Here is a 20,339-nt window from a genome sequence, read left to right on the forward strand (position 1 = left end):
CAACTCTACGGTCTGGAGCCAGATCCGCATGTGCGGCATCGTCGGTCTCGTCGCGCACGAGCCAGCAAATCAACTCGTCTACGACTCGCTCCTCCTGTTGCAGCACCGAGGGCAGGACAGCACCGGCATCGCCACCGCCGAGGGCGGCATCTTCCACGTGCACAAGACCAAGGGGCAGGTGCGCGAGGGCTTCCGCACCCGCGACATGCGCGCCCTGCTCGGCAACATGGGCCTCGGTCACGTGCGGTACGCCACCAAGGGCGCGGCCAGCAACGAGCAAGAGGCGCAGCCGTTCTACGTGAACGCGCCCTACGGCATCGTGCTGATCCACAACGGCAACCTGACGAACACGCGCGAGCTCACCAGCGAGCTCTTCCACGTCGACCGTCGCCACCTCAACACGAACAGCGACACCGAGCTCCTGGTCAACGTGCTGGCGCACGAGCTGCAAGAGCAGGTCAACGGCAGCGAGCTCGACCCCGAGCAGATCTTCGCCGCGGTCTCCCGCGTGCACGACCGGGTGCAGGGCTCCTACGCGGCGATCGCGATGATCGCGGGTCACGGCCTGTTGGCCTTCCGCGACCCCTTCGGCATCCGCCCGCTGGTCCTGGGCCGCCGTCTCGCCGCCGACGGCGTCCGCGAAGAGTGGATCACCGCCTCCGAGTCGCTCGTCCTCGAGTCCGGCGGCTACGAGATCGTCCGCGACGTCGCCCCCGGCGAGGCCGTCTTCATCTCGCTCGACGGCCAGATGGTGTCGAAGCAGTGCCACGCCAGCCCGCGCCTCATCCCCTGCTCGTTCGAGTACGTCTACCTGGCCCGCCCCGACTCGATCATGAACGGCATCTCGGTCTACGACGCCCGCCTGCGCCTCGGCAACCGGTTGGCCGACACGATCGCCGCGCACTCGCCGATCGGCGACATCGACGTGGTCATGCCGATCCCCGACTCGTCACGCCCCGCGGCCATGCAGGTCGCCCAGAAGCTCGGCATCGAGTACCGCGAGGGCTTCTACAAGAACCGTTACGTGGGCCGCACCTTCATCATGCCGGGGCAGGCCGAGCGCAAGCGGTCGGTGCGCCAGAAGCTGAACGCGATGTCGAGCGAGTTCAAGGGCAAGAACATCCTGATCGTCGACGACTCGATCGTCCGCGGGACGACCTCGCGCGAGATCGTCGAGATGGCCCGCGCCGCCGGAGCGAACAAGGTGACGTTCACCTCGGCCGCTCCCCCGGTCCGGTTCCCCCACGTCTACGGCATCAACATGCCGTCGCGGCACGAGCTGGTCGCCCACGACCGCAAGATCCCCGAGATCGCCCGTGAACTGGGTGCCGACCACCTCATCTACCAAGAGGTCGCCGACATGCAGGCGGCCATCACCGAGGGCAGCGACGTCACCGAGCTCGAGATGAGCTGCTTCACGGGCGAGTACGTCACCGGCACCGTCAGCCCCGAGTACCTCGCCTGGGTCGAGGCCAACCAGCTCAGCTGAGTCGCGCCGCCGTCGCCACCCGCACCTCGCCCCTGCTTCCACCCGCCGGGGGAGGTGCGGTGTCGGCAGGCGTCCCTAGGCTGGGGGCCATGAGCGACGTCGGCATGCCCCGCCCCGAACCGACCGCGACGCCCCCGGCGTCCGCCCTGCAGATCACCGGTCTGCGCAAGGCGTTCGGCGACAAGGTCGCCGTCGACGGAATCGACCTGACCGTGCCGACGGGCTCGTTCTTCGGCCTCGTCGGCCCGAACGGCGCCGGCAAGACGACCACGCTCTCGATGGCGACCGGTCTGCTGCGTCCCGACTCGGGCAGCATCGCGGTCCTGGGCGTCGACGTCTGGTCCGACCCGACGCACGCCAAGTCGCTCGTGGGCGTGCTGAGCGACGGCATCTCGCTGTTCGACCGCCTCACCGGCGAGCAGCTCGTCACGTACCACGGCCTGCTCAACGGCATGAGCCGCGAGACGACGGCCCAGCGGGTCGGCGACCTGCTCGACCTGCTCGACCTGCGCTCGGCCGGCGGCACGCTCGTCGTCGACTACTCCGCGGGCATGACCAAGAAGGTGGCGCTCGCCTGCGCGCTCGTCCATGCCCCGCGCCTCCTCGTCCTCGACGAGCCGTTCGAGTCGGTCGACCCGATCTCGGCCGCGAACATCCGCGACATCCTGCACGGTTACACGCAGAACGGTGGCACGGTCATCGTGTCGAGCCACTCGATGGACCTCGTCCAGCGCATGTGCGACCACGTCGCCGTCATCGCGGCCGGGCGCGTGCTCGCGGCCGGCACGACCGACGACGTGCGTGCCGGCTCCACCCTCGAGGACCGCTTCGTCGAACTCGTCGGCGGCCGTCAGCACAACGAGGGGCCGTCGTGGTTGCGCACCTCCTGAGCCTGCGCTGGCGGGTGCTGCTGAACGGCTTCAAGCGCAGCACCTGGCAGATCGTCGCGGCCGTCATCGGCGGGCTCTACGGCCTCGGCGTGCTCGCCGCCGTCGTGGTCGGCCTGGTCGCCCTCTCGTTCGCGCCCGAGCGCTGGGCCTGGACGGCCGGCGTGCTCGGCGGTTCCCTCGCCGTCGTCGGCTGGATCGTCGTGCCCTTCGTCGCCCGGGGCTACGACCAGACCCTCAGCGTCTCGAAGCTGCGCCCGTTCCCCCTGCCCGCCGACAGGCTCCTCGTCGCCCTGTTCGTCACCGGGTTGCTGGGCATCCCGGGCATCGTCACGCTCGTCGCCGCCCTCGCGACGACCTTCAGTTGGCTGCACCACCCTCTCTCGGCCGTCCTCGCGCCGTTCTGCGGGGTGCTCGGCGTCTTCGTCTGCGTCGCGGCGTCCCGCGCGGTCGAGACCGCCACCAGCGCGCTGGGTGCCAAACGTCGCTACCGCGAGTTGATGAGCGTCGCGATCTTCGTGCCCCTCATCCTGGCCGGGCCGCTGATCGGCCTGGTCGGCCAGGGGCTCAGTTCCGTCGGCGACGACCTGCCCCGTGTCGCCCACGCCCTGTCGTGGAGCCCGCTCGGCGCCGCCTGGTCGATCCCCGGCGACGTCGCCCTCGGCCGACCGGGCGAGGCAGCCCTCAAGGCCCTCATCGCCCTGGTCACCCTGGGGGTGCTCCTCCTGCTCTGGCGACGTGGACTGGCGACGGCGCTCGTGGCTCCCCCGGCCGTCACGGCCACCGCGGCGTCCAAGGGCCTCGGGCCCTTCGCCCGGTTCCCCGCGACGCCGACCGGTGCGGTCGCCGCCCGGACGGCCGTCTACTGGCTGCGCGACCCGCGGTACGGCGGGTCGCTGATCGTCGTCCCGCTGATGCCGGTCCTGGCGATCTTCCTGTCGTTCTCCCTCGAGACGACCTGGCCGCTGTACGCCATCGGTCCGGCCGTGGCCGCGCTCCTCGCCATCACGCTGGCCGCCGACGTCTCGTACGACGGCACGGCCTTCGCAGCACACCTGTCGACCGGCTTGGCGGGTGCGGCCGACCGCGCAGGTCGCGTCCTCACCCTCTCGCTGTTCGCGGTGCCCTCCGTCGTGCTCGCCACGCTCGTCCCCCTGGCCGTGGTGGGCCGATTCGACGTGGCCCCGGCCCTGCTCGGCATCGGCCTGGGGCTGCTGCTCACCGGGTTCGGCGTGTCGAGCGTGGCCTCGGCGCTGTACCTGATGCCCGTCCCGGCGGCGGGCGAGAGCCCCTTCAAGTCACCGCCCGGGGCCAACGTCACCTCGACCCTCGGGCTCTACGCCTCGTGGGCGATCGTCTTCGTGCTGTCGCTGCCCGAGCTCGTGCTCGGAGTCGTGGCGCTGGTCCAGGGCTCGGTGATCCTCGGGCTCGCGACGCTCGTCGTCGGCGTCGTCCTCGGTCTCGTGCTGACGATCATCGGCATCCGACGCGGCGGCCGCCTCCTCGACGCCCGCGGCCCCGAGCTGCTCACCAGGTTGCGGCGGGCTCGCGGGGCCTGACCCGGGCCGTCAGCCGGGCACGCGGCAGGTAGGCGAGGCCTGGCGCGGCTCGGTGAGGCCTGGCTCGGCTCGGTGAGGCCTGGCTGGGCTCGGCTCGGCTCGGCTCGGCAAGGCGACGTCAGTCGCGGTCGGGTTCGCCGTCGGTGACCGGGCGGGGCGCCGTGTCGACCTCGTCGTCGATCGGCATCTCGAGCCGTTCGCGTTCGACCTGGACGCGCTTCGCCCCACGGCTGGTCACCTGCTCGGCGACGATGGCCACGACGCAACCGACGGCCCCGCCGATGGTGAGCCCCCAGAGCGAGATGTAGCCGTAGGTCTGCGCGACGCCCTCGCCCGAATCGAACGGGAAGAGCGAGGTGACGATCAGCGACACGACCACGCCGAGCGCCGCACCCATGATCAAGAACACGGGCACCTTGGGAGCCCGGCGCACGGTGACCTCGTCACGTTCGACGATCGACTCGACTGCGCGATCGGCGGAGGGCTCGACGACGGGCTCGGGTCGCTGCTGGTCGTCGGGTGCGTTCGTCACCCGCCCATCATCCCAGAGGAGGCCGACCACCGCCGCCGCCCCTCTCGACGTCGAGCAGGGCCCTGGCAGGGCGACCACGGCGGAGGCACCGCCGAGGAGGCGCGGGTCAGCCCCGCTGCCAGGCGATCGGCACGTAGCCGGTCAGGTCCGCCCTGCTGCCGGAGGCCGACACGAGAGCCCCGGCCCGCGCCTCCTGCCAGCTGAGATCGCCGGTGGCGAGTCGCACGAAGGTGGCGGCGTCGGTCTCGACGACGTTCGGCGGCGTGCCTCGCGTATGACTGAGTCCTTCGCGGAACTGCACCGCGCCGAACGGTGGGACGCGCACCTCGACCGTCGCGCCGGGTTCGCCGTCGGCGAGCACCTGCAGCAACCAACGGACGGCCATGGCGGTCACCGGCCGTGGCGCGGTCTCGTCGGCGGCGAGCGCCGCCCGCACCTCGCCCACCGCGGCCGATCCCGCCGCGTCCTCGATCCGTGCCCTGGCCATGCGCCCACGCTACCCGCGCCTCCTCGTCGCGCCCCGCTCCGGCCCGCCCGCCCCGGCCCGGCCCGGCCCGCCCGCGCCAGCCCTCCCCGGCCCGGGCGACGGACTCGGCATCGCAGCACGCCCTCGGTAGGCTGTGGCGCGTGCGAATCCTCGTCCTCGGTTCCGGTGCTCGCGAGCACGCCATCATCACCGCCCTGCTGCGCGAAGACGCGGGCCACGAGATCACCGCGGCCCCCGGCAACGCGGGCATCGCCGACCAGGTCGGCATCGTGCACCTCGACCCGTCGAACGGCGCCGTCGTCACCGAGTACGCCCTCGAGAACGACGTCGAGCTGGTCGTCGTCGGTCCCGAGGCACCGCTCGTCGCCGGTGTCGCCGACGCCCTCCGCACCCGGGGCATCCCGGTCTTCGGGCCGGGCAAGAAAGCCGCGGCGCTCGAGGGCAGCAAGACCTTCGCGAAACGCATCATGGACGAAGCCGGCGTACCGACCGGGCGGGCCACGCGCGTGGGCACCCTCGACGAGGCCCTCGGCGTGCTCGACGACTTCGGCTCCCCGTACGTCGTCAAGGCCGACGGGCTGGCGGCCGGCAAGGGCGTCCTCGTCACCGACGACCGCGACGCGGCGGTCGAGCACACCACCTACTGGCTGCAGCACGGGCCCGTCCTCGTCGAGGAGTTCCTCGAGGGCCCCGAGGTCTCCCTGTTCTTCCTCAGCGACGGCCACACGGTCGTGCCGCTCAGCCCCGCGCAGGACTACAAGCGCCTGCTCGACGGCGACGCCGGGCCCAACACGGGCGGCATGGGTGCCTACTCGCCGCTGCCCTGGCTCGCCGACCGCTTCGGCAGCGAGAAGGACTTCGTCGACGAGGTCCTCGACGCCATCGCCACCCCGACGGTGCGGCAGCTCGAGTCCGAGGGCACGCCGTTCATCGGCCTCCTCTACGCCGGGCTCATCCTCACCGAGCGGGGCGTCCGCGTCATCGAGTTCAACGCCCGGTTCGGCGACCCCGAGACGCAGGTCGTCCTGCCCCGTCTGGTCACACCGCTCAGCGGGCTGCTGCTCGCCGCGGCGACCGGATCGCTGGGCAACCACGAGTCGCCGCGGTTCTCGTCCGACGTCGCGGTGACCGTGGTCCTCGCGAGCGAGGGCTACCCCGAGGGCGCCGTGAGCGGTCGCCCGCTGCGGGGTCTCGACGACGCGACCGCCGTCGCCGGGGTCCACGTCGCGCACGCCGCGACGGCTCGCCTCGACGACCAGCTCATCGCCACCGGAGGGCGCGTGCTCAGCGTCGTCGCCGAGGGGGCCGACTTCACCGAGGCCCGGGGTCGCGTCTACGACGCCCTCTCCCGCATCGAGCTCGAGGGCGGCCAGTACCGCCACGACATCGCCGAGCGGGTCGCCCGATGACCGCCCCCGACGGCACGACGCCCTCCGCCTCCGGCCTCGACGCCGCCCCTCGCCACCTCGACGGGTGGACGCCGGTGTACTCGGGCAAGGTGCGCGACCTCTACGTCCCGGCGCCGGTCGCCGGCTCGGTCGGCGACGCCGCCACCCTCGCCGACACCGAGTACGTGCTCGTCGTCGCGAGCGACCGGGTCAGCGCCTTCGACCACGTGCTCGAGCCCGGCATCCCGGGCAAGGGCGCCCTGCTCACGCAGCTCAGCCTCTGGTGGTTCGCCCAGCTGACCACCGTGCCGAACCACCTGGTCGACCCGACCACCGCCTCCGTCTCGTTGCCCGCGCAGGTCCGGGACCGCGCCATGCTCGTGAAGCCGCTCGACATGTTCCCCGTCGAGTGCGTCGTCCGCGGGTACCTGGTCGGCAGCGGCTGGGCCGAGTACCGCGAGCACGGCACCGTCTGCGGCATCCCGCTGCCCGAGGGGCTGTCGAACGGCGACCGGTTGCCCGAACCGATCTACACCCCGGCGTACAAGGCTCCGCTCGGCGAGCACGACGAGAACATCTCGTTCGAGCGCACCGTCGAACTCGTGGGGGCCGAGACCGCGGCGGCCCTGCGCGACCGGTCGCTCGAGATCTACCGCCTGGCGTCGGACGTGGCCGAGGCCAGGGGGGTCGTCCTCGCCGACACGAAGTTCGAGTTCGGCGCCGACCGGGCCACGGGCGAGATCACCCTGGGCGACGAGGTCCTCACGAGCGACAGCAGTCGCTTCTGGGACGCCGAGGTCGACGCCTCGGGCGACCGCACCCAGAGCTTCGACAAGCAGATCGTCCGCGACTGGCTCTCCGCGCACTGGGACGGCACGGGCGAGTCCCCCGCCCTGCCCGACGACATCGTCGCCCGCACCTCAGCCCGCTACCGCGAGCTGATCGAGCGCCTGACCGCCCGCTGACCCGGGCTCCACACCGCGTTTCGTGCACTGCACCGCATCGAGTTCCGGTGCCGTGCACGGAACGCGGTGCGCCGTCGGTCGGGAATGCCCGGCCCGACCGGCCGGTTCCTGTCGATGACACGTCACCGACCCGGTGACCATCCGACCAGACCGAGGGCCCCCATGACCGACACCTCCGCGACCGACGCGACGCGCGCCTCCTCGTCCGACCTGCTCGCCGCCGACACCGGCATGGGTGCCGTCACCCTGCGGGTCGCCGACCTCGACGCGATGACCGCGTACTACCGCGACGCGGTCACCCTGACGGTGCTGACCGCCGAGCCGGCCGCGGGCCGCGTGGTGCTCGGTCGAGGGGCGACCCCGATCGTCATCCTCGAGCACGCTCCCGAGTTGAAGCACGCCGGGCCGCGTGACGCCGGCCTCTTCCACACGGCGATCCTGTTCGAGACCGAGGCCGACCTCGCCGCCGCCGTCTACAGCGTCGCGACCCGTCACCCCGGCACGTTCACCGGCAGTGCGGACCACCTCGTCAGCAAGGCCTTCTACTTCACCGACCCCGAGGGCAACGGCATCGAGCTCTACTGGGACCGCAGCCGCAGCGAGTGGTCCTGGACCCACGGCCAGGTCGACATGGCCACCCTCGCCCTCGACCCGAACGCGTTCGTGCAGCAGAACGTCACGGAGGAGGCGCTGACCGGCTCGGCATCCCGTCCCGCCACGGTCGGCCACGTCCACCTGAGCGTGGGCGACGTCGAGTCGGCCCACCGGTTCTACGTCGAGCAGCTCGGCTTCGAGACGACGACGCGCTTCGGGCCGCAGGCACTGTTCGTCAGCGCGGGCGGCTACCACCACCACATGGCGATGAACACCTGGAACAGCGCCGGCGCCGGGCGCCGTCAGCTGGCGCTGGGCCTCGGCCTGGTGCGCATCGAGGTGCCGACGGCCGACGACCTGGGCGCCCTCGGCGAGCGCCTCGGCCACCACGGCGTCGCCACCCGCGACGACGGGCGTGTGCTCGGGTTCGACGATCCCTGGTCCAACCAGCTCCAGGTGACCGTCCGACCGCAGTCGGCCTAGCCCTCGGTCGCAGGCTCCCTCGGCGCTGGCGTCGCAGAGCCGCTGGCGCGGCTCCCTCGGCGACGCCGATGGCTACGGTGGTGAGCATGCCTGCAGCCGACTCCCCCACCTTCTCCACGACCCCCGAGGGCGACCTCACGCTCGACGACCACGAGGCCGTCGCGGCGATGCTCGCCCGGGCCTTCCCGAGCTACGACCACTGGTACGCCGGGGCCCGCAGCTGGGCGGGCATGCAACCCGAGCTGCGGGTCGTCGCGCGTCAGGGCGACGTCGTGGTCGCGCACGCCGGTCTGCGACGTCAGTTCGTCACCGTCGGCGACGCCGACCTGCTCGTCACCGCGGTGGGCATGGTCGCGGTCTCACCGGCCGTCCAGGGCACCGGCCTCGGGGGCGAGCTGTTGCGCCGGGTGGACGCGGCGCTGACGTCGCTCGACAGCGGCTTCGGCGTGCTCGAGACCGGGGACGACGTCCAGGGCTTCTACCGACGCGGCGGGTGGCTGCCGCTCGACGGTCTCACGGCGCACTACACGGCGTTCAGCGCCGACGGCGCCGGCGTGCTGGTCACCCAGGACCACGGCTGGCTGCTCCGCGAGGGCACGCGCACCCTCGCCGACTGGCCGCAGGGCGAGCTGCACTGGAACGGCCAGATGGTCTGACCCGCGCGGCACCCGAGACCGCGCGAAGCCCGGAGACGCCGAGGAGGCGCGGTGACCGACGAACGGTCACCGCGCCTCCTGCGGTCTGTCGCGACTCGCGGCTACGCCGGGACGCCGACCTCGGCCGGGTCCTCGTTCGAACCGGGAGCCTCGGGCTCGACGCCCTTGCGGACGCGCAGGCCCAGGGTGGGGTCGACGTTGGTCCAGTACTCGTAGACCCGCTCGCGCAGGGCGGGCTGGGTGACCTTCGAGACGTGGCCCACGATGTTCTGCACCAGGCGGTCGCGCTCCTCGTCGTCGAGCACCTCGCGGACGAGCGTGCCTGCCTGGCCGAAGTCGTCGTCCTCGGGGTGCAACGTCACGGACGAGCGGACGAGCTCGCCGTCGCTCTCCCAGCCACCGGTGTCACCGGCGGCCTGCGGGTCCGCCGCGGGACCGCCGACCGAGTTCGGTGCGTAGACCGGCGCCGTCGCCTCGCTGAAGTGGTACCGCGCGGCACCGTCCTTCGAGTACGAGTGCACCTCGGTCTTGGGCGTGTTCACCGGCAGCTGCTGGTGGTTGACGCCGATGCGGTAGCGGTGGGCGTCCGCGTAGCTGAAGATGCGGGCGAGCAGCATCTTGTCGGGGCTGGTCGCGATGCCGGGGACGAAGTTCGACGGGGCGAACGCGGCCTGCTCGATCTGCGCGAAGTAGTTCTCGGGGTTGCGGTTCAGCGTCATGGTGCCGACCTCGATGAGCGGGTAGTCCGCGTGCGGCCACACCTTCGTCAGGTCGAACGGGTTGAAGCGGTACGTGGCCGCCTCGTCGTAGGGCATGACCTGCACCGACAGCGTCCAGGTGGGGAAGTCGCCGCGGTCGATGGCCTCGGAGAGGTCGCGGATGTGGAAGTCGGCGTCCTCTCCCGCGATGCGGTCGGCGTCGTCCTGCGTGAGGATCTTGTTGCCCTGGTTCGTCTTGAAGTGGTACTTGACCCAGAAGCGCTCGCCCTCGGCGTTGATCCACTGGTAGGTGTGCGAACCGAAGCCGTCCATGTTGCGCCACGAGGCGGGGAGGCCGCGGTCGCCCATCAGCCAGGTGACCTGGTGCGCCGACTCGGGCGAGAGCGTCCAGAAGTCCCACTGCATGTCGTGGTCGCGCAGGTGCGAGCCGGGCAGGCGCTTCTGCGAGTGGATGAAGTCGGGGAACTTGATGCCGTCGCGGATGAAGAAGACGGGCGTGTTGTTGCCCACGAGGTCGTAGTTGCCCTCGCTCGTGTAGAACTTCAGCGCGAAGCCACGGGGGTCGCGCCACGTGTCGGGGCTGCCCTGTTCTCCGGCGACGGTCGAGAAGCGGGCGAGCATCTCGGTCTCGACACCGGGCTGGAAGAGCGCGGCGCGGGTGTAGCGCGAGACGTCGGCCGTCGTGACGAACGTCCCGAAGGCGCCGCCGCCCTTGGCGTGGACGATGCGCTCGGGCACCTTCTCGCGGTTGAAGTTGGCCAGCTTCTCGACCAGCTTGTGGTCGTGCAGGACGATCGGGCCGTCGGCGCCGACCGACTGCGAGAACTCGTCGCTGGCGGCGGGGGCGCCGTTGTCGGTGGTGGTGGTCTTCTTGGCGTCGGTCATGTGTCCTCTTTCGTTCGTGGTTCGTCGTCGTGTGAGATCAGGGGGGCGGGCCGGTCAGGCCGCCGGGACGGCCGCGTCCACGCGGTCGGACGAGGAGGCGCGGGTCGGCTCGTCGCCCTCCGCGCCCTCGGACTCGGCCGCCCGACAGGCCGGGCACAGGCCCCAGAAGGTCACCTCGGCGGTCTGCACGAGGTACCCCGAGTCGTGCGAGGGGGTGAGGCAGGGGGCGTGGCCGACGACGCAGTCCACGTCGGCGACCGAGCCGCACACCCCGCAGACCACGTGGTGGTGGTTGTCGCCCGTCCTCAGCTCGTAGAGCGCTGCCGAGCCCGCGGGTTCGATGCGACGCACCAGCCCCGCGCCGGTCAGCGCGTTGAGGACGCCGTAGACCGCCTGCACCGACGTGCCGGGCAGGTCGAGGGCGACCCGGGCGAAGACCTGCTCGGCGGCCGCGTGGGGCGACGGCTCGAGGGCGCGCAACACGGCGAGCCGGGGCTCGGTCACGCGCAACCCGGCGGAGCGCAGTGCCTCGCGGGGGTCGTCGGTCGGATGGGTCATGCCTCAAGTGAACCACTCTTTTGATCAGATCAAAACAATCCGGGCCACCTCGGAGGACGTTCCCTGGTTCGGACGCGCCGCACCTGTGGACAACCACACCCGAGCGGCCACGGGTCGCTACCGTCGTCGACATGAGCACCGCCGCCACGACACCGCCGTCCGTCGTCGTCCCCCCGGGCCGCGACCTCGTGGTGGATCTCGCCCGCGTCTTCTGCGTCCTGCTGGTCGTCGCGATCCACGTGATGATGGTCGGTGTCGCCGTCGACGCGACGGGCGCCGTCGTGGCGAACCGTCCCCTGCAAGAGCAGTCCTGGTTCCCGCTCTCGACGTGGGCCGGGCAGATCATGCCGCTCTTTTTCGTGGTCGGCGGGTTCGCCAGCGCCACGGCCTGGGCCGGGGCGCGGCGCCGCGGCGCCGACGCAGGCGACTTCGTCCGCGGTCGCCTCCTTCGCCTCGCCCGGCCCGCGAGCGCGGTCTTCGTCGTCCTCGCGATCGCCCTCGCCGTCGCGACCCTGCTCGGTGCCGATCCCGAACTGCTCGACGTCGTGGCGACCGGCGTGGGCTCGCCGTTCTGGTTCCTCGCCGCCTACGGCTTCACGCAGCTGCTCGTGCCGGTGATGGCCCGCCTGCACGCGACCCGCCCGTGGGCGACGCTGTCCGTCCTGGTCGTCGCCGCGGTCCTGGTCGACGCGGTGCGGTACGGCACCGGCGTCACGGCCGTCGGCCTCCTCAACCTCGCCTTCGTGTGGCTCTTCGTGCAGCAGCTCGGCTTCGCCTACGCCGACGGGCTGTTCCGTCGGACCCCTCGGGCCGTGCTGCTCGTCGTCGCCGTCGTGGCGTACGCCTCGCTGGTCCCGCTGACGACGGCCGGGCCGTGGTCGGACGACATGCTGAGCAACCTCAACCCGCCGACGGTGCCGCTCATGGTGCTCGGGGTGGCGCAGATCTGCGTCCTGTCGCTCGTGCACCCCGCCCTGGCGCGTCTCATGTCCACGTCGGCGGCCCGCGCCGTCGTGTTCGCCGTCGGCAGCCGCGGCATGACCATCTACCTCTGGCACCTCCCGCTGTTGATCGCCGTGCTCGGGGTCCTCTTGGCCGTGGGCGGGCCGCTCCCCCAACCCTCGACCGCCACCTGGTGGTGGACGCGCCTCCCGATCTGGGCCCTCGTCATCGGGCTGACCTGCCTGGTCTCGCTGGCGACCGCCCGGTTCGAGCTGCCGCCGCGAGCGTTCGCCGAGGGGCGGCGCCGCGCCTCCTGGTGGTCGATCGGGGTGGCGGCGGTGCTCGCCATCGGGCCGCCGTTCGACGTGATGCACGAGGGCCTCGACCTGCGCAACGCGATCGCGGGCGCGATCTGCCTGCCCCTGGCCGTCTGGCTGCTCGGCCGCTCGCGCCCCGACGTCGACCCGGAGTCCGCCCTGAGGGCCGCCGACAGACCCGCGGACGCAGCCCACACGGGGTAGACGCCCGGCCGACGGGGGGCTCGGCCGGGCGTCCGGCGGTCTCGGAGCGGATCAGGAACCCCGGGACCGGACGCGGAACAGAAGGCCCGATCACGAGGCCCGCGCTCTGTCCGCTGAGAACACCTTGCGGCGCGAACCAATGATCCGGCTGACAGGTGGCCCGCATTCCGCTGACCATCGCCGCGACGGCCGATGCCTCCACGACGACGGCACCACCAGGAGGCGCGCGCGGCTGCCGTAGACTCGTCGCGTCCACCCGTTGACGCCTCTGCAGGAGTAAACCAGTGCCCACAATCGTCGTCGAGGTCATGCCCAAGGCTGAACTGCTCGACCCCCAGGGCAAGGCCGTCGCCGGTGCCCTCTCCCGTCTCGGCAAAGGGGCGTTCACCGACGTCCGCATCGGCAAGCGCTTCGAGGTCACGGTCGAGGGCGAGGTGACCGACGCCGTCCTCGCGGACGTCCGCGAGCTCGCCGACGACATGTTCTCGAACTCGGTCATCGAGGACGTCGTCTCGATCACCGTCGCCGACGCTCCCGCCGCCCTCTGATGCGCGTCGGCGTCGTCACCTTCCCCGGCTCCCTCGACGACCGTGACGCGCAGCGCGCGGTCCGACTCGCGGGCGGCGAGCCCGTCGCCCTCTGGCACGGCGACCACGACCTGAAGGGCGTCGAGGCGATCATCCTGCCCGGCGGCTTCAGCTACGGCGACTACCTGCGTGCCGGCGCGATCGCCTCCTTCTCGCCGATCATGGCCGACGTGGTCGACGCCGCGAACGCGGGCATGCCCGTCCTCGGCATCTGCAACGGCTTCCAGATGCTCGCCGAGGCCCGCCTGATCCCGGGGGCGCACACTCGCAACGCGCACCAGCAGTTCATCCGCCGCGACCAGCGTCTCGTCGTCGAGAACGCCCGCACCGACTGGACGAACGGCTTCACCGAGGGGCAAGAGATCACCATCCCCCTCAAGAACGCGGACGGGCGCTTCATCGCCGACGCCGAGACCATCAAGCGCATCGAGGGCGAGGGGCAGGTCGCCTTCCGCTACGTCGGCGTGAACCCGAACGGGTCGATGGACGACATCGCCGGCGTCACCAATGCGCGCGGCAACGTCGTCGGCCTCATGCCGCACCCCGAGCACGCCGTCGAAGAGGGCTTCGGCCCCGACACCCCCGCCGCGATGTCGAGCGGCGTCGACGGCCTGACCTTCTTCACGTCCGTTCTCGAGAGGGCCCTCGCCAAGTGACCGACCAGACCGACCGCGCCCCGCACGACGCCGAGATGATCGACGTCCGCCCCGAGGGCCACGTGCCCGACACCGTGGCGAACGCCGCGGCGACGCCCGATCGCGAGCAGCCCTACGGCGCCCTCGGCCTGAAGGCCGACGAGTACGCGAAGATCCGCGAGATCCTGGGGCGTCGCCCCACGAGCGGTGAGCTCGCCATGTACTCGGTCATGTGGAGCGAGCACTGCTCCTACAAGTCGAGCAAGATCTACCTCCGGCAGTTCGGCCAGAAGGTCTCGCCCGCCATGAAGAAGAACCTCATGGTCGGCATGGGCGAGAACGCCGGAGTGGTCGACGTGGGGGGCGGCTGGGCCGTCACCTTCAAGGTCGAGTCGCACAACCACCCGAGCTACATCGAGCCGTTCCAGGGGGCGGCCACCGGCGTGGGCGGCATCGTCCGCGACATCATCTCGATGGGTGCCCGCCCCGTCGCGGTCATGGACCAGCTGCGCTTCGGTGACATCGACGCGGCGGACACGGCCCGCGTGGTCGACGGCGTCGTCGGTGGCATCAGCTTCTACGCCAACTGCCTCGGCCTGCCCAACATCGGCGGCGAGACCTACTTCGACGCCGTCTACCAGGGCAACCCCCTGGTCAACGCACTGGCCGTGGGCGTCCTGCGCCACGAAGACCTCCACCTGGCCAACGCCCGGGGCGTCGGCAACAAGGTGGTCCTGTTCGGTGCGCGCACCGGCGGTGACGGCATCGGTGGCGCCTCCATCCTCGCCTCCGACACGTTCTCGTCCGGCGGGCCCACCAAGCGTCCTGCCGTCCAGGTCGGCGACCCGTTCGCCGAGAAGGTGCTCATCGAGTGCTGCCTCGAGCTGTTCCGCGACGAACTGGTCGAGGGCATCCAAGACCTCGGGGCAGCCGGCATCAGCTGCGCCACGTCCGAGCTCGCCTCGAACGGCGACGGCGGAATGTTCATCGAACTCGACAACGTCCTGCTGCGCGACCCGTCGCTCACCGCCGAAGAGATCCTGATGAGCGAGAGCCAAGAACGCATGATGGCCGTCGTGCGTCCCGAGAAGCTCGACGCGTTCCTCGCGGTCGTGGCGAAGTGGGACGTCGAGACGAGCGTGCTCGGCGAGGTCACCGACACCGGTCGTCTCGTCATCAACTGGCACGGCGAAGAGATCGTCAACGTCGAGCCCCGCACGGTCGCCGTCGACGGCCCGGTGTACGAGCGTCCCGTCGCCTACCCCACGTGGATCGACGCCTTGCAGGCCGACAGCGCCTCGCCGCTGCCCCGCCCCACGGGCAACGCCGTCCTGCGCGAGCAGTTCCTCGAACTGCTCGGCTCGCCCAACCTGGCCGACAAGAGCTGGGTCACGAACCAGTACGACACCTACGTGCTGGGCAACACCGCGCTCAGCTTCCCCGACGACGGAGGCATGATCCGCGTCGACGAAGAGACCGGTCTCGGCTTCGCGATCGCGACCGACGCCAACGGGCGCTACTGCCAGCTCGATCCCAAGCAGGGTGCTCGCCTGGCGCTGGCCGAGGCGTACCGCAACGTCGCCGTGACCGGTGCCGTGCCCGCCGCCGTGACCGACTGCCTGAACTTCGGCAGCCCGGAGGACCCCGAGGTCATGTGGCAGTTCTCGCAGGCCGTCGAGGGACTGGCCGACGGGTGCCTCGAGCTCGAGATCCCGGTCACCGGCGGCAACGTGTCGTTCTACAACCAGACCGGCACGCGTCCGATCCACCCCACTCCCGTGGTGGGCGTCCTCGGCGTGATCGACGACGTCGCCAAGCGCATCCCGTCCGGCTGGCAGGACGAAGGCGACAACATCTACCTGCTCGGCACCACGGCGCTCGAGCTCGACGGATCGGCCTGGGCCGGCGTGGTCCACGACCACCTCGGCGGTCGACCGCCGGCGGTCGACCTCGCGGCCGAGGCGCAGCTCGCGCAGCTCCTGCACGCCGGTGGCGACCAGTCGTTGATCGCGGCGGCCCACGACCTGAGCGACGGCGGCCTGGCACAGGCGTTGGCCGAGGCCGTGCTGCGCTTCGGAGTCGGTGCTCGCGTCTGGCTGGGTGAGATCATCGAGCGGGACGGCATCGACGTCGCGACCGCGCTCTTCAGCGAGTCGACCGGTCGCGTGATCGTCTCGGTGCCCCGCGAGGACGACGTCCGCTTCCGCGGCCTCTGTGAGGGCCGCGGCTACCCGGTGGCCCGCATCGGCGTCACCGACGGCGAGTCGGGGTCGCTCGAGGTACAGGACGTCTTCACGGTGTCCATCGACGAGCTGCGCAGCACCCACCGTGGCACTCTGCCGGCCCGCTTCGGAGCCACCATCGGCAACTAGTCACCATCCGGCATGGCACCGAAGGCCCTCACCACAGGTGAGGGCCTCCGGTGTCTTGCGAGGCAAGCCCTGAGCCTCGGATAATTCGCATGTAAAATGTCTCATGTGCAGACCCCGACCCTGTCCCCCGCTGGACCCTTCCGCGATCGCGAGCACTTCTCGGGCATCCAGGGCCTCCGGTTCGTGGCGGCCCTCCTGGTGGTCGTCACCCACACCGTGTTCTACGCCCACGAACGGCTCGACCCCTCGTTCCGCCCGTGGAGCTACGGATCGGTCGGGGTGGACGTCTTCTTCGCGATCAGTGGGTTCGTCATGATGCACACCGTCCGTCGCCTCGAGGGCACGCCGCGAGCCTGGGCCATCTTCGCGCGTCGCCGACTCGATCGCATCGTCCCGCTCTACTGGCTCGCGACGACCCTCAAGGTGCTGACGTTGGTACTCGTCCCTTCGGCCGTGCTGCACGCCACCCTCGAGCCGGCCAACACGCTCGGGTCGTACTTCTTCATCCCGACCCGCAACGCCGAAGGCAACATCGAACCCGTCCTCGGCGTCGGCTGGACCCTCGTCTTCGAGTGTGCGTTCTACGCCCTCGTGGCCCTGTGCCTGGCCCTCAGGGTCAGAGTCCTGCCCACCGTCGGAGCGGTGCTCGTCAGCTGCTCGGCGCTGTGGTGGGCCTTCGACGCCGCACGCCCGGCTTGGGCGGTCTATTTCGACCCCATCGTCCTGTTCTTCCTCATCGGCATGGTGATCGCCGAGCTGACGCGTCCCGCCCGCCGTGGCTGGTTGTGGGCCGTGCTCGCGGTCTCCCTGGTGGCCGTGGTGATCGTGCTCGCCACATCCGTCGGCGACGGGGGCTTCGGGCGCAACGCACCAGCCCGATTCGCGGGCGTCACGGCTGTCGTCGCGGCGACGGTGCTGGCCGAAGGTCCCCTTCGCCGCGTGACGCCGACCTGGGTGCTCACCGGCGGTGCCGCGTCGTACGCGCTCTACCTGTTCCACCCCTTGGTGGCCCCGGCCGTGCCCGAGCTCTTCGCGCGCCTGGGCTGGATCGACGGCTGGCTGTCGGTCGCCGTGTCGGTTCCACTCCTGGTGGCCCTGTCGTTCGTCATCCACCGTCGCGTCGAGCGCCCCCTCGCCAGGGTTCTCGCCCGACGAGGACGCGACCCCCGGCGCCCGCTCGGCTCCGAGTCAGAAGAGCCCCAACCGGCCTAGCTGCTGGCGCCCGACCGCGCACTGACGACTCTCCCCGAGGCGCGAAGCGGGGACGATCGCGTTCGGCGAAGCCGAAAACGCCGTCGGAGGCGGCGAGACAGGCCCGAACAGCAATTCCCCCGGGCCGCAAGGCCAGGGGGAATCATATTGCTGGGGTACCTGGACTCGAACCAAGAACAACTGAACCAGAATCAGTCGTGTTGCCAATTACACCATACCCCAATGATGACAACCGTCAGGTCTACATCACTGTCGGCCCATCATCTGGACCGACGTCTACTGTACAGCATCTGCCAGGCGTTCGAGGCCACCGATGAGGTCCCGGTTGATCACGGCAGCGACGCGGGCGCCGTCGCCGGCGGCAACGATGAGTTGCTGGGGGCCGGGCGCGGTGCTCTCGCCGGCGGCGTACAGCCCGGGAACCGACGTGCGACCATGGCCGTCCACGACGAGCAGTCCGTCGCCGTCCAGGTCGGCCCCCGTCGCCGAGACGTAGTCGAGCGCGGCCGACCACTCCGGGCGGACGAAGCCCCCCGCCCGAGGCACGACCGTGCCGTCCTCGAGCACGACGCCACGCATGCCGTCACGATCGCCGTCGATGCTCGTGACGCGACGACGATCCACGGTGATCCCCCGGGCGGCCAACGCAGCCTCGTCCGCCGAGGTCACCACGTCCGAACCGTGCGTGAAGACGATGAGGTCGTCGGTCCACTGCGAGAGCAACAGGGCGCGGTCGACGAGGTCGGGGTGCTCACCGATCAGGGCGAGTGGCTGGTCACGCTTGTCGTACCCGTCGCACTCGATGCAGCTGTGGACGTACGTGCCGTAGAACGCCCGGAGTTGGGCGATCTCTGGGAGGGTCTCGCTCAGACCCGTCGTCACCAGCACGGTCCCTGCCAGCGCGGACGACTCCTGCCCACGGAACGCGCACGAGATCTCGAACCCGCCGTCGACCGGGACGACGTTCGTCGCCAGGGTCTGCCGGTGTTCGGCTCCCTCGTACCCCAGGAACTCGTCGCGTCCGAGCTTGCGGAGCTCGAGCGGCGAGATGCCGTCGCGGGTGAGGTACCCGTGCGAGAGCAGCGTGGCGGAGTTCCGCGGCCGGTTGCTGTCGATCAGCACGACGCGTCGGCGGGCGCGGACGAGGTTGAGCGCAGCGCTCAACCCTGCGGGGCCGCCCCCGATGACAGCGACGTCGTAGCGCTCGGTCATGAGCGGTCGGCGAGAGCCGCGAGTCGGGCAAGGGTCGACTCGCGGCCGAGGATCTCCATCGACTCGAACAACGGCGGACTCACGCGACGCCCGGACAGCGCCACCCGCAACGGGCCGTAGGCCACGCGGGGCTTGAGGCCGAGTCCGTCGACGAGCGCCTCCTTGAGGACCGCCTGGATCGACTCGTGCGTCCAGTCGGCCAGGCCCTCGAGGGCAGCCGAGGAGGCGCGCAGCACCTCGGTGGACCGCTCGCCCAGTGAGGCCAGCGCGTCGTCCTCGTGGACAAGGTCGTCGTCGGCGACGAACAAGAAGCCGAGCATGCCACGAGCTTCGGACAGGAGGGTCATGCGTTCTTGGACGAGAGGCGCTGCCTGAACGAGCACGGCACGCTCGGCCTCCGTCGGCGGAACGCTGACGACCCCGTCGAGGTAGGGCAGCAATCGCTCGGTGAAGTCCCCGACGGACAGCAGTCGAATGTGGTCGCCGTTGATCGACTCGGCCTTCTTCACGTCGAATCGCGCGGGGTTCGGGTTCACGTCGACCACGTCGAACGCCGCGACCATCTCGTCGATCGAGAACACGTCCCGATCGTGAGTCAAGGACCACCCCAGGAGCGCCAGGTAGTTGACGAGGCCCTCGGGGATGAAGCCGCGGTCTCGGTGGTGGAACAGGTTGGACTCGGGATCGCGCTTCGAGAGCTTCTTGTTGCCGTCACCCATGACATAGGGCAGATGGCCGAACCGAGGGACGAACGTGGTGATGCCGAGCTCGACCAGCGCCTCGTAGAGGGCGATCTGGCGGGGAGTGGACGAGAGGAGGTCCTCACCGCGCAGGACGTGGGTGATGCCCATCAGAGCATCGTCCAGCGGGTTCACGAAAGTGTAGAGAGGCACTCCGTTCGGTCGGACGACGACGAAGTCGCTGAACGATCCCGCCGGGAACGTGATCTCACCACGGACGAGGTCGTCGAAGCTGAGGTCGCGGTCGGGCACTCGCAACCGGAGTGCCGGCTGACGCCCCTCGGCTCGGAACGCCGCACGTTGTTCGTCGCTCAGCTCACGCTCGAAGTTGTCGTAACCCTGCTTGGGGTCGCGACCGTTGGCGATGTTGCGAGCTTCGATCTCTTCACCCGTGGCGAAGCTCTCGTAGAGAAGCCCCCGCTGGAGCAGCCGATCGATGACCCCGCGATAGATGTCGTGGCGCTGAGACTGACGGTAGGGGCCATGAGGCCCACCTGCGTCGATGCCCTCGTCCCAGTCGATGTTGAGCCAACGAAGCCCGTCGAGGATCTGCTCGTAGCTCTCTTCGCTGTCTCGGGCCGCATCGGTGTCTTCGATGCGGAACACGAGCTTGCCACCCGTGTGCCGGGCGTAGGCCCAGTTGAAGAGGGCGGTGCGGATGAGGCCGACATGCGGCGTTCCGGTGGGCGAGGGGCAGAACCGCACGCGCACGTCGGTGCCGGTGGCGGTGGAGAAGGGAGCTGACATCGCTGACGATCTTACCGGGGTTGGTGGGTGGGTCAGCGTTAAACGCAGAAAGGCCCCTTCCGAAGAAGGGGCCTTTCTGGTGTTTCGTGTGCTGTTCGCACTAAAAGGAGTCCGGCGGTGTCCTACTCTCCCACAAGGTCCCCCTTGCAGTACCATCGGCGCTGAGAGT

18 protein-coding genes and 1 tRNA gene are annotated in these 20,339 nt (G+C 70.6%); 12 read left to right on the forward strand and 7 right to left on the reverse strand.

What is annotated here, in order from left to right:
• Nucleotides 1-28 precede the first annotated feature (28 nt).
• The 3 genes from purF to ACIOSR_RS15315 all read left to right on the forward strand — a co-directional run bounded on the left by purF (nt 29) and on the right by ACIOSR_RS15315 (nt 3,935).
• Nucleotides 29-1,489, forward strand: coding sequence for an amidophosphoribosyltransferase (purF, locus tag ACIOSR_RS15305; RefSeq protein WP_056049492.1), 1,461 nt, complete (start codon nt 29-31; stop codon nt 1,487-1,489).
• An 89-nt stretch (nt 1,490-1,578) separates the two neighbouring features.
• Entirely contained in the window at nt 1,579-2,379 is an 801-nt protein-coding gene (locus tag ACIOSR_RS15310) for an ABC transporter ATP-binding protein (protein WP_233568550.1), read from the forward strand.
• Nucleotides 2,361-3,935, forward strand: coding sequence for a transporter (locus ACIOSR_RS15315; protein WP_159825802.1), 1,575 nt, complete (start codon nt 2,361-2,363; stop codon nt 3,933-3,935). The genes ACIOSR_RS15310 and ACIOSR_RS15315 overlap by 19 nt, the downstream gene beginning before the upstream one ends.
• 118 nt (nt 3,936-4,053) lie before the next feature.
• On the opposite strand, the gene ACIOSR_RS15320 is transcribed toward ACIOSR_RS15315, so the two are convergent.
• Nucleotides 4,054-4,467, reverse strand: coding sequence for a hypothetical protein (locus ACIOSR_RS15320; protein ID WP_159825800.1), 414 nt, complete (start codon nt 4,465-4,467; stop codon nt 4,054-4,056).
• Between the two features lie 106 nt (nt 4,468-4,573).
• On the reverse strand, nt 4,574-4,954 hold the full coding sequence (locus tag ACIOSR_RS15325; protein WP_123572021.1) for a sterol carrier family protein: 381 nt from the start codon (nt 4,952-4,954) through the stop codon (nt 4,574-4,576).
• 140 nt (nt 4,955-5,094) lie between these two features.
• On the opposite strand from ACIOSR_RS15325, the gene purD reads away from it, so the two are divergent.
• The 4 genes from purD (at nt 5,095) to ACIOSR_RS15345 (ending at nt 9,040) form a co-directional block, all read left to right on the forward strand.
• On the forward strand, nt 5,095-6,363 hold the full coding sequence (gene purD / locus ACIOSR_RS15330) for a phosphoribosylamine--glycine ligase (protein ID WP_123572020.1): 1,269 nt from the start codon (nt 5,095-5,097) through the stop codon (nt 6,361-6,363).
• A complete protein-coding gene (locus ACIOSR_RS15335) occupies nt 6,360-7,307 on the forward strand; it encodes a phosphoribosylaminoimidazolesuccinocarboxamide synthase (protein ID WP_402753095.1) in 948 nt (315 codons plus the stop codon). Before purD ends, ACIOSR_RS15335 begins: the two co-directional genes overlap by 4 nt.
• 162 nt (nt 7,308-7,469) lie before the next feature.
• Nucleotides 7,470-8,384 carry a VOC family protein gene (locus ACIOSR_RS15340; RefSeq protein WP_254065013.1) on the forward strand — a complete coding sequence of 305 codons (915 nt, stop codon included), beginning with the start codon at nt 7,470-7,472 and terminating at the stop codon, nt 8,382-8,384.
• Between the two features lie 86 nt (nt 8,385-8,470).
• Nucleotides 8,471-9,040 carry a GNAT family N-acetyltransferase gene (locus tag ACIOSR_RS15345; protein ID WP_123572046.1) on the forward strand — a complete coding sequence of 190 codons (570 nt, stop codon included), beginning with the start codon at nt 8,471-8,473 and terminating at the stop codon, nt 9,038-9,040.
• Between the two features lie 101 nt (nt 9,041-9,141).
• Here the strand turns inward: ACIOSR_RS15345 and ACIOSR_RS15350 are convergent, their stop codons facing one another.
• Together ACIOSR_RS15350 and ACIOSR_RS15355 are read right to left on the reverse strand one after the other, a co-directional pair.
• On the reverse strand, nt 9,142-10,644 hold the full coding sequence (locus ACIOSR_RS15350; RefSeq protein WP_402753096.1) for a catalase: 1,503 nt from the start codon (nt 10,642-10,644) through the stop codon (nt 9,142-9,144).
• Nucleotides 10,645-10,698: 54 nt separating this feature from the next.
• Nucleotides 10,699-11,202, reverse strand: a complete 504-nt coding sequence (locus ACIOSR_RS15355; protein WP_056049519.1) for a Fur family transcriptional regulator — start codon at nt 11,200-11,202, stop codon at nt 10,699-10,701.
• 131 nt (nt 11,203-11,333) lie between these two features.
• On the opposite strand from ACIOSR_RS15355, the gene ACIOSR_RS15360 reads away from it, so the two are divergent.
• The 5 genes from ACIOSR_RS15360 to ACIOSR_RS15380 all read left to right on the forward strand — a co-directional run bounded on the left by ACIOSR_RS15360 (nt 11,334) and on the right by ACIOSR_RS15380 (nt 17,471).
• Complete coding sequence (locus ACIOSR_RS15360) at nt 11,334-12,665, forward strand: acyltransferase (protein WP_402753097.1); 1,332 nt, start codon at nt 11,334-11,336, stop codon at nt 12,663-12,665.
• A gap of 284 nt (nt 12,666-12,949) precedes the next feature.
• On the forward strand, nt 12,950-13,213 hold the full coding sequence (purS, locus tag ACIOSR_RS15365; RefSeq protein WP_043597439.1) for a phosphoribosylformylglycinamidine synthase subunit PurS: 264 nt from the start codon (nt 12,950-12,952) through the stop codon (nt 13,211-13,213).
• Nucleotides 13,213-13,908, forward strand: a complete 696-nt coding sequence (gene purQ, locus ACIOSR_RS15370) for a phosphoribosylformylglycinamidine synthase subunit PurQ (protein ID WP_054144901.1) — start codon at nt 13,213-13,215, stop codon at nt 13,906-13,908. The genes purS and purQ overlap by 1 nt, the downstream gene beginning before the upstream one ends.
• A gap of 35 nt (nt 13,909-13,943) precedes the next feature.
• Entirely contained in the window at nt 13,944-16,259 is a 2,316-nt protein-coding gene (gene purL, locus ACIOSR_RS15375; RefSeq protein ID WP_402753100.1) for a phosphoribosylformylglycinamidine synthase subunit PurL, read from the forward strand.
• 105 nt (nt 16,260-16,364) lie between these two features.
• Complete coding sequence (locus ACIOSR_RS15380; protein WP_402753098.1) at nt 16,365-17,471, forward strand: acyltransferase family protein; 1,107 nt, start codon at nt 16,365-16,367, stop codon at nt 17,469-17,471.
• A 150-nt stretch (nt 17,472-17,621) separates the two neighbouring features.
• Here ACIOSR_RS15380 and ACIOSR_RS15385 read toward each other — a convergent pair.
• The 3 genes from ACIOSR_RS15385 to gltX form a co-directional block, all read right to left on the reverse strand.
• A tRNA-Gln gene (locus ACIOSR_RS15385) sits at nt 17,622-17,693 on the reverse strand.
• A 54-nt stretch (nt 17,694-17,747) separates the two neighbouring features.
• On the reverse strand, nt 17,748-18,683 hold the full coding sequence (locus tag ACIOSR_RS15390; protein WP_200413138.1) for an NAD(P)/FAD-dependent oxidoreductase: 936 nt from the start codon (nt 18,681-18,683) through the stop codon (nt 17,748-17,750).
• Nucleotides 18,680-20,170, reverse strand: a complete 1,491-nt coding sequence (gltX, locus tag ACIOSR_RS15395) for a glutamate--tRNA ligase (RefSeq protein ID WP_402753099.1) — start codon at nt 20,168-20,170, stop codon at nt 18,680-18,682. The genes ACIOSR_RS15390 and gltX overlap by 4 nt, the downstream gene beginning before the upstream one ends.
• Nucleotides 20,171-20,339 lie beyond the last annotated feature (169 nt).

This window comes from Frigoribacterium sp. NPDC087798 (assembly GCF_044742985.1).
Classification (GTDB): domain Bacteria; phylum Actinomycetota; class Actinomycetes; order Actinomycetales; family Microbacteriaceae; genus Frigoribacterium.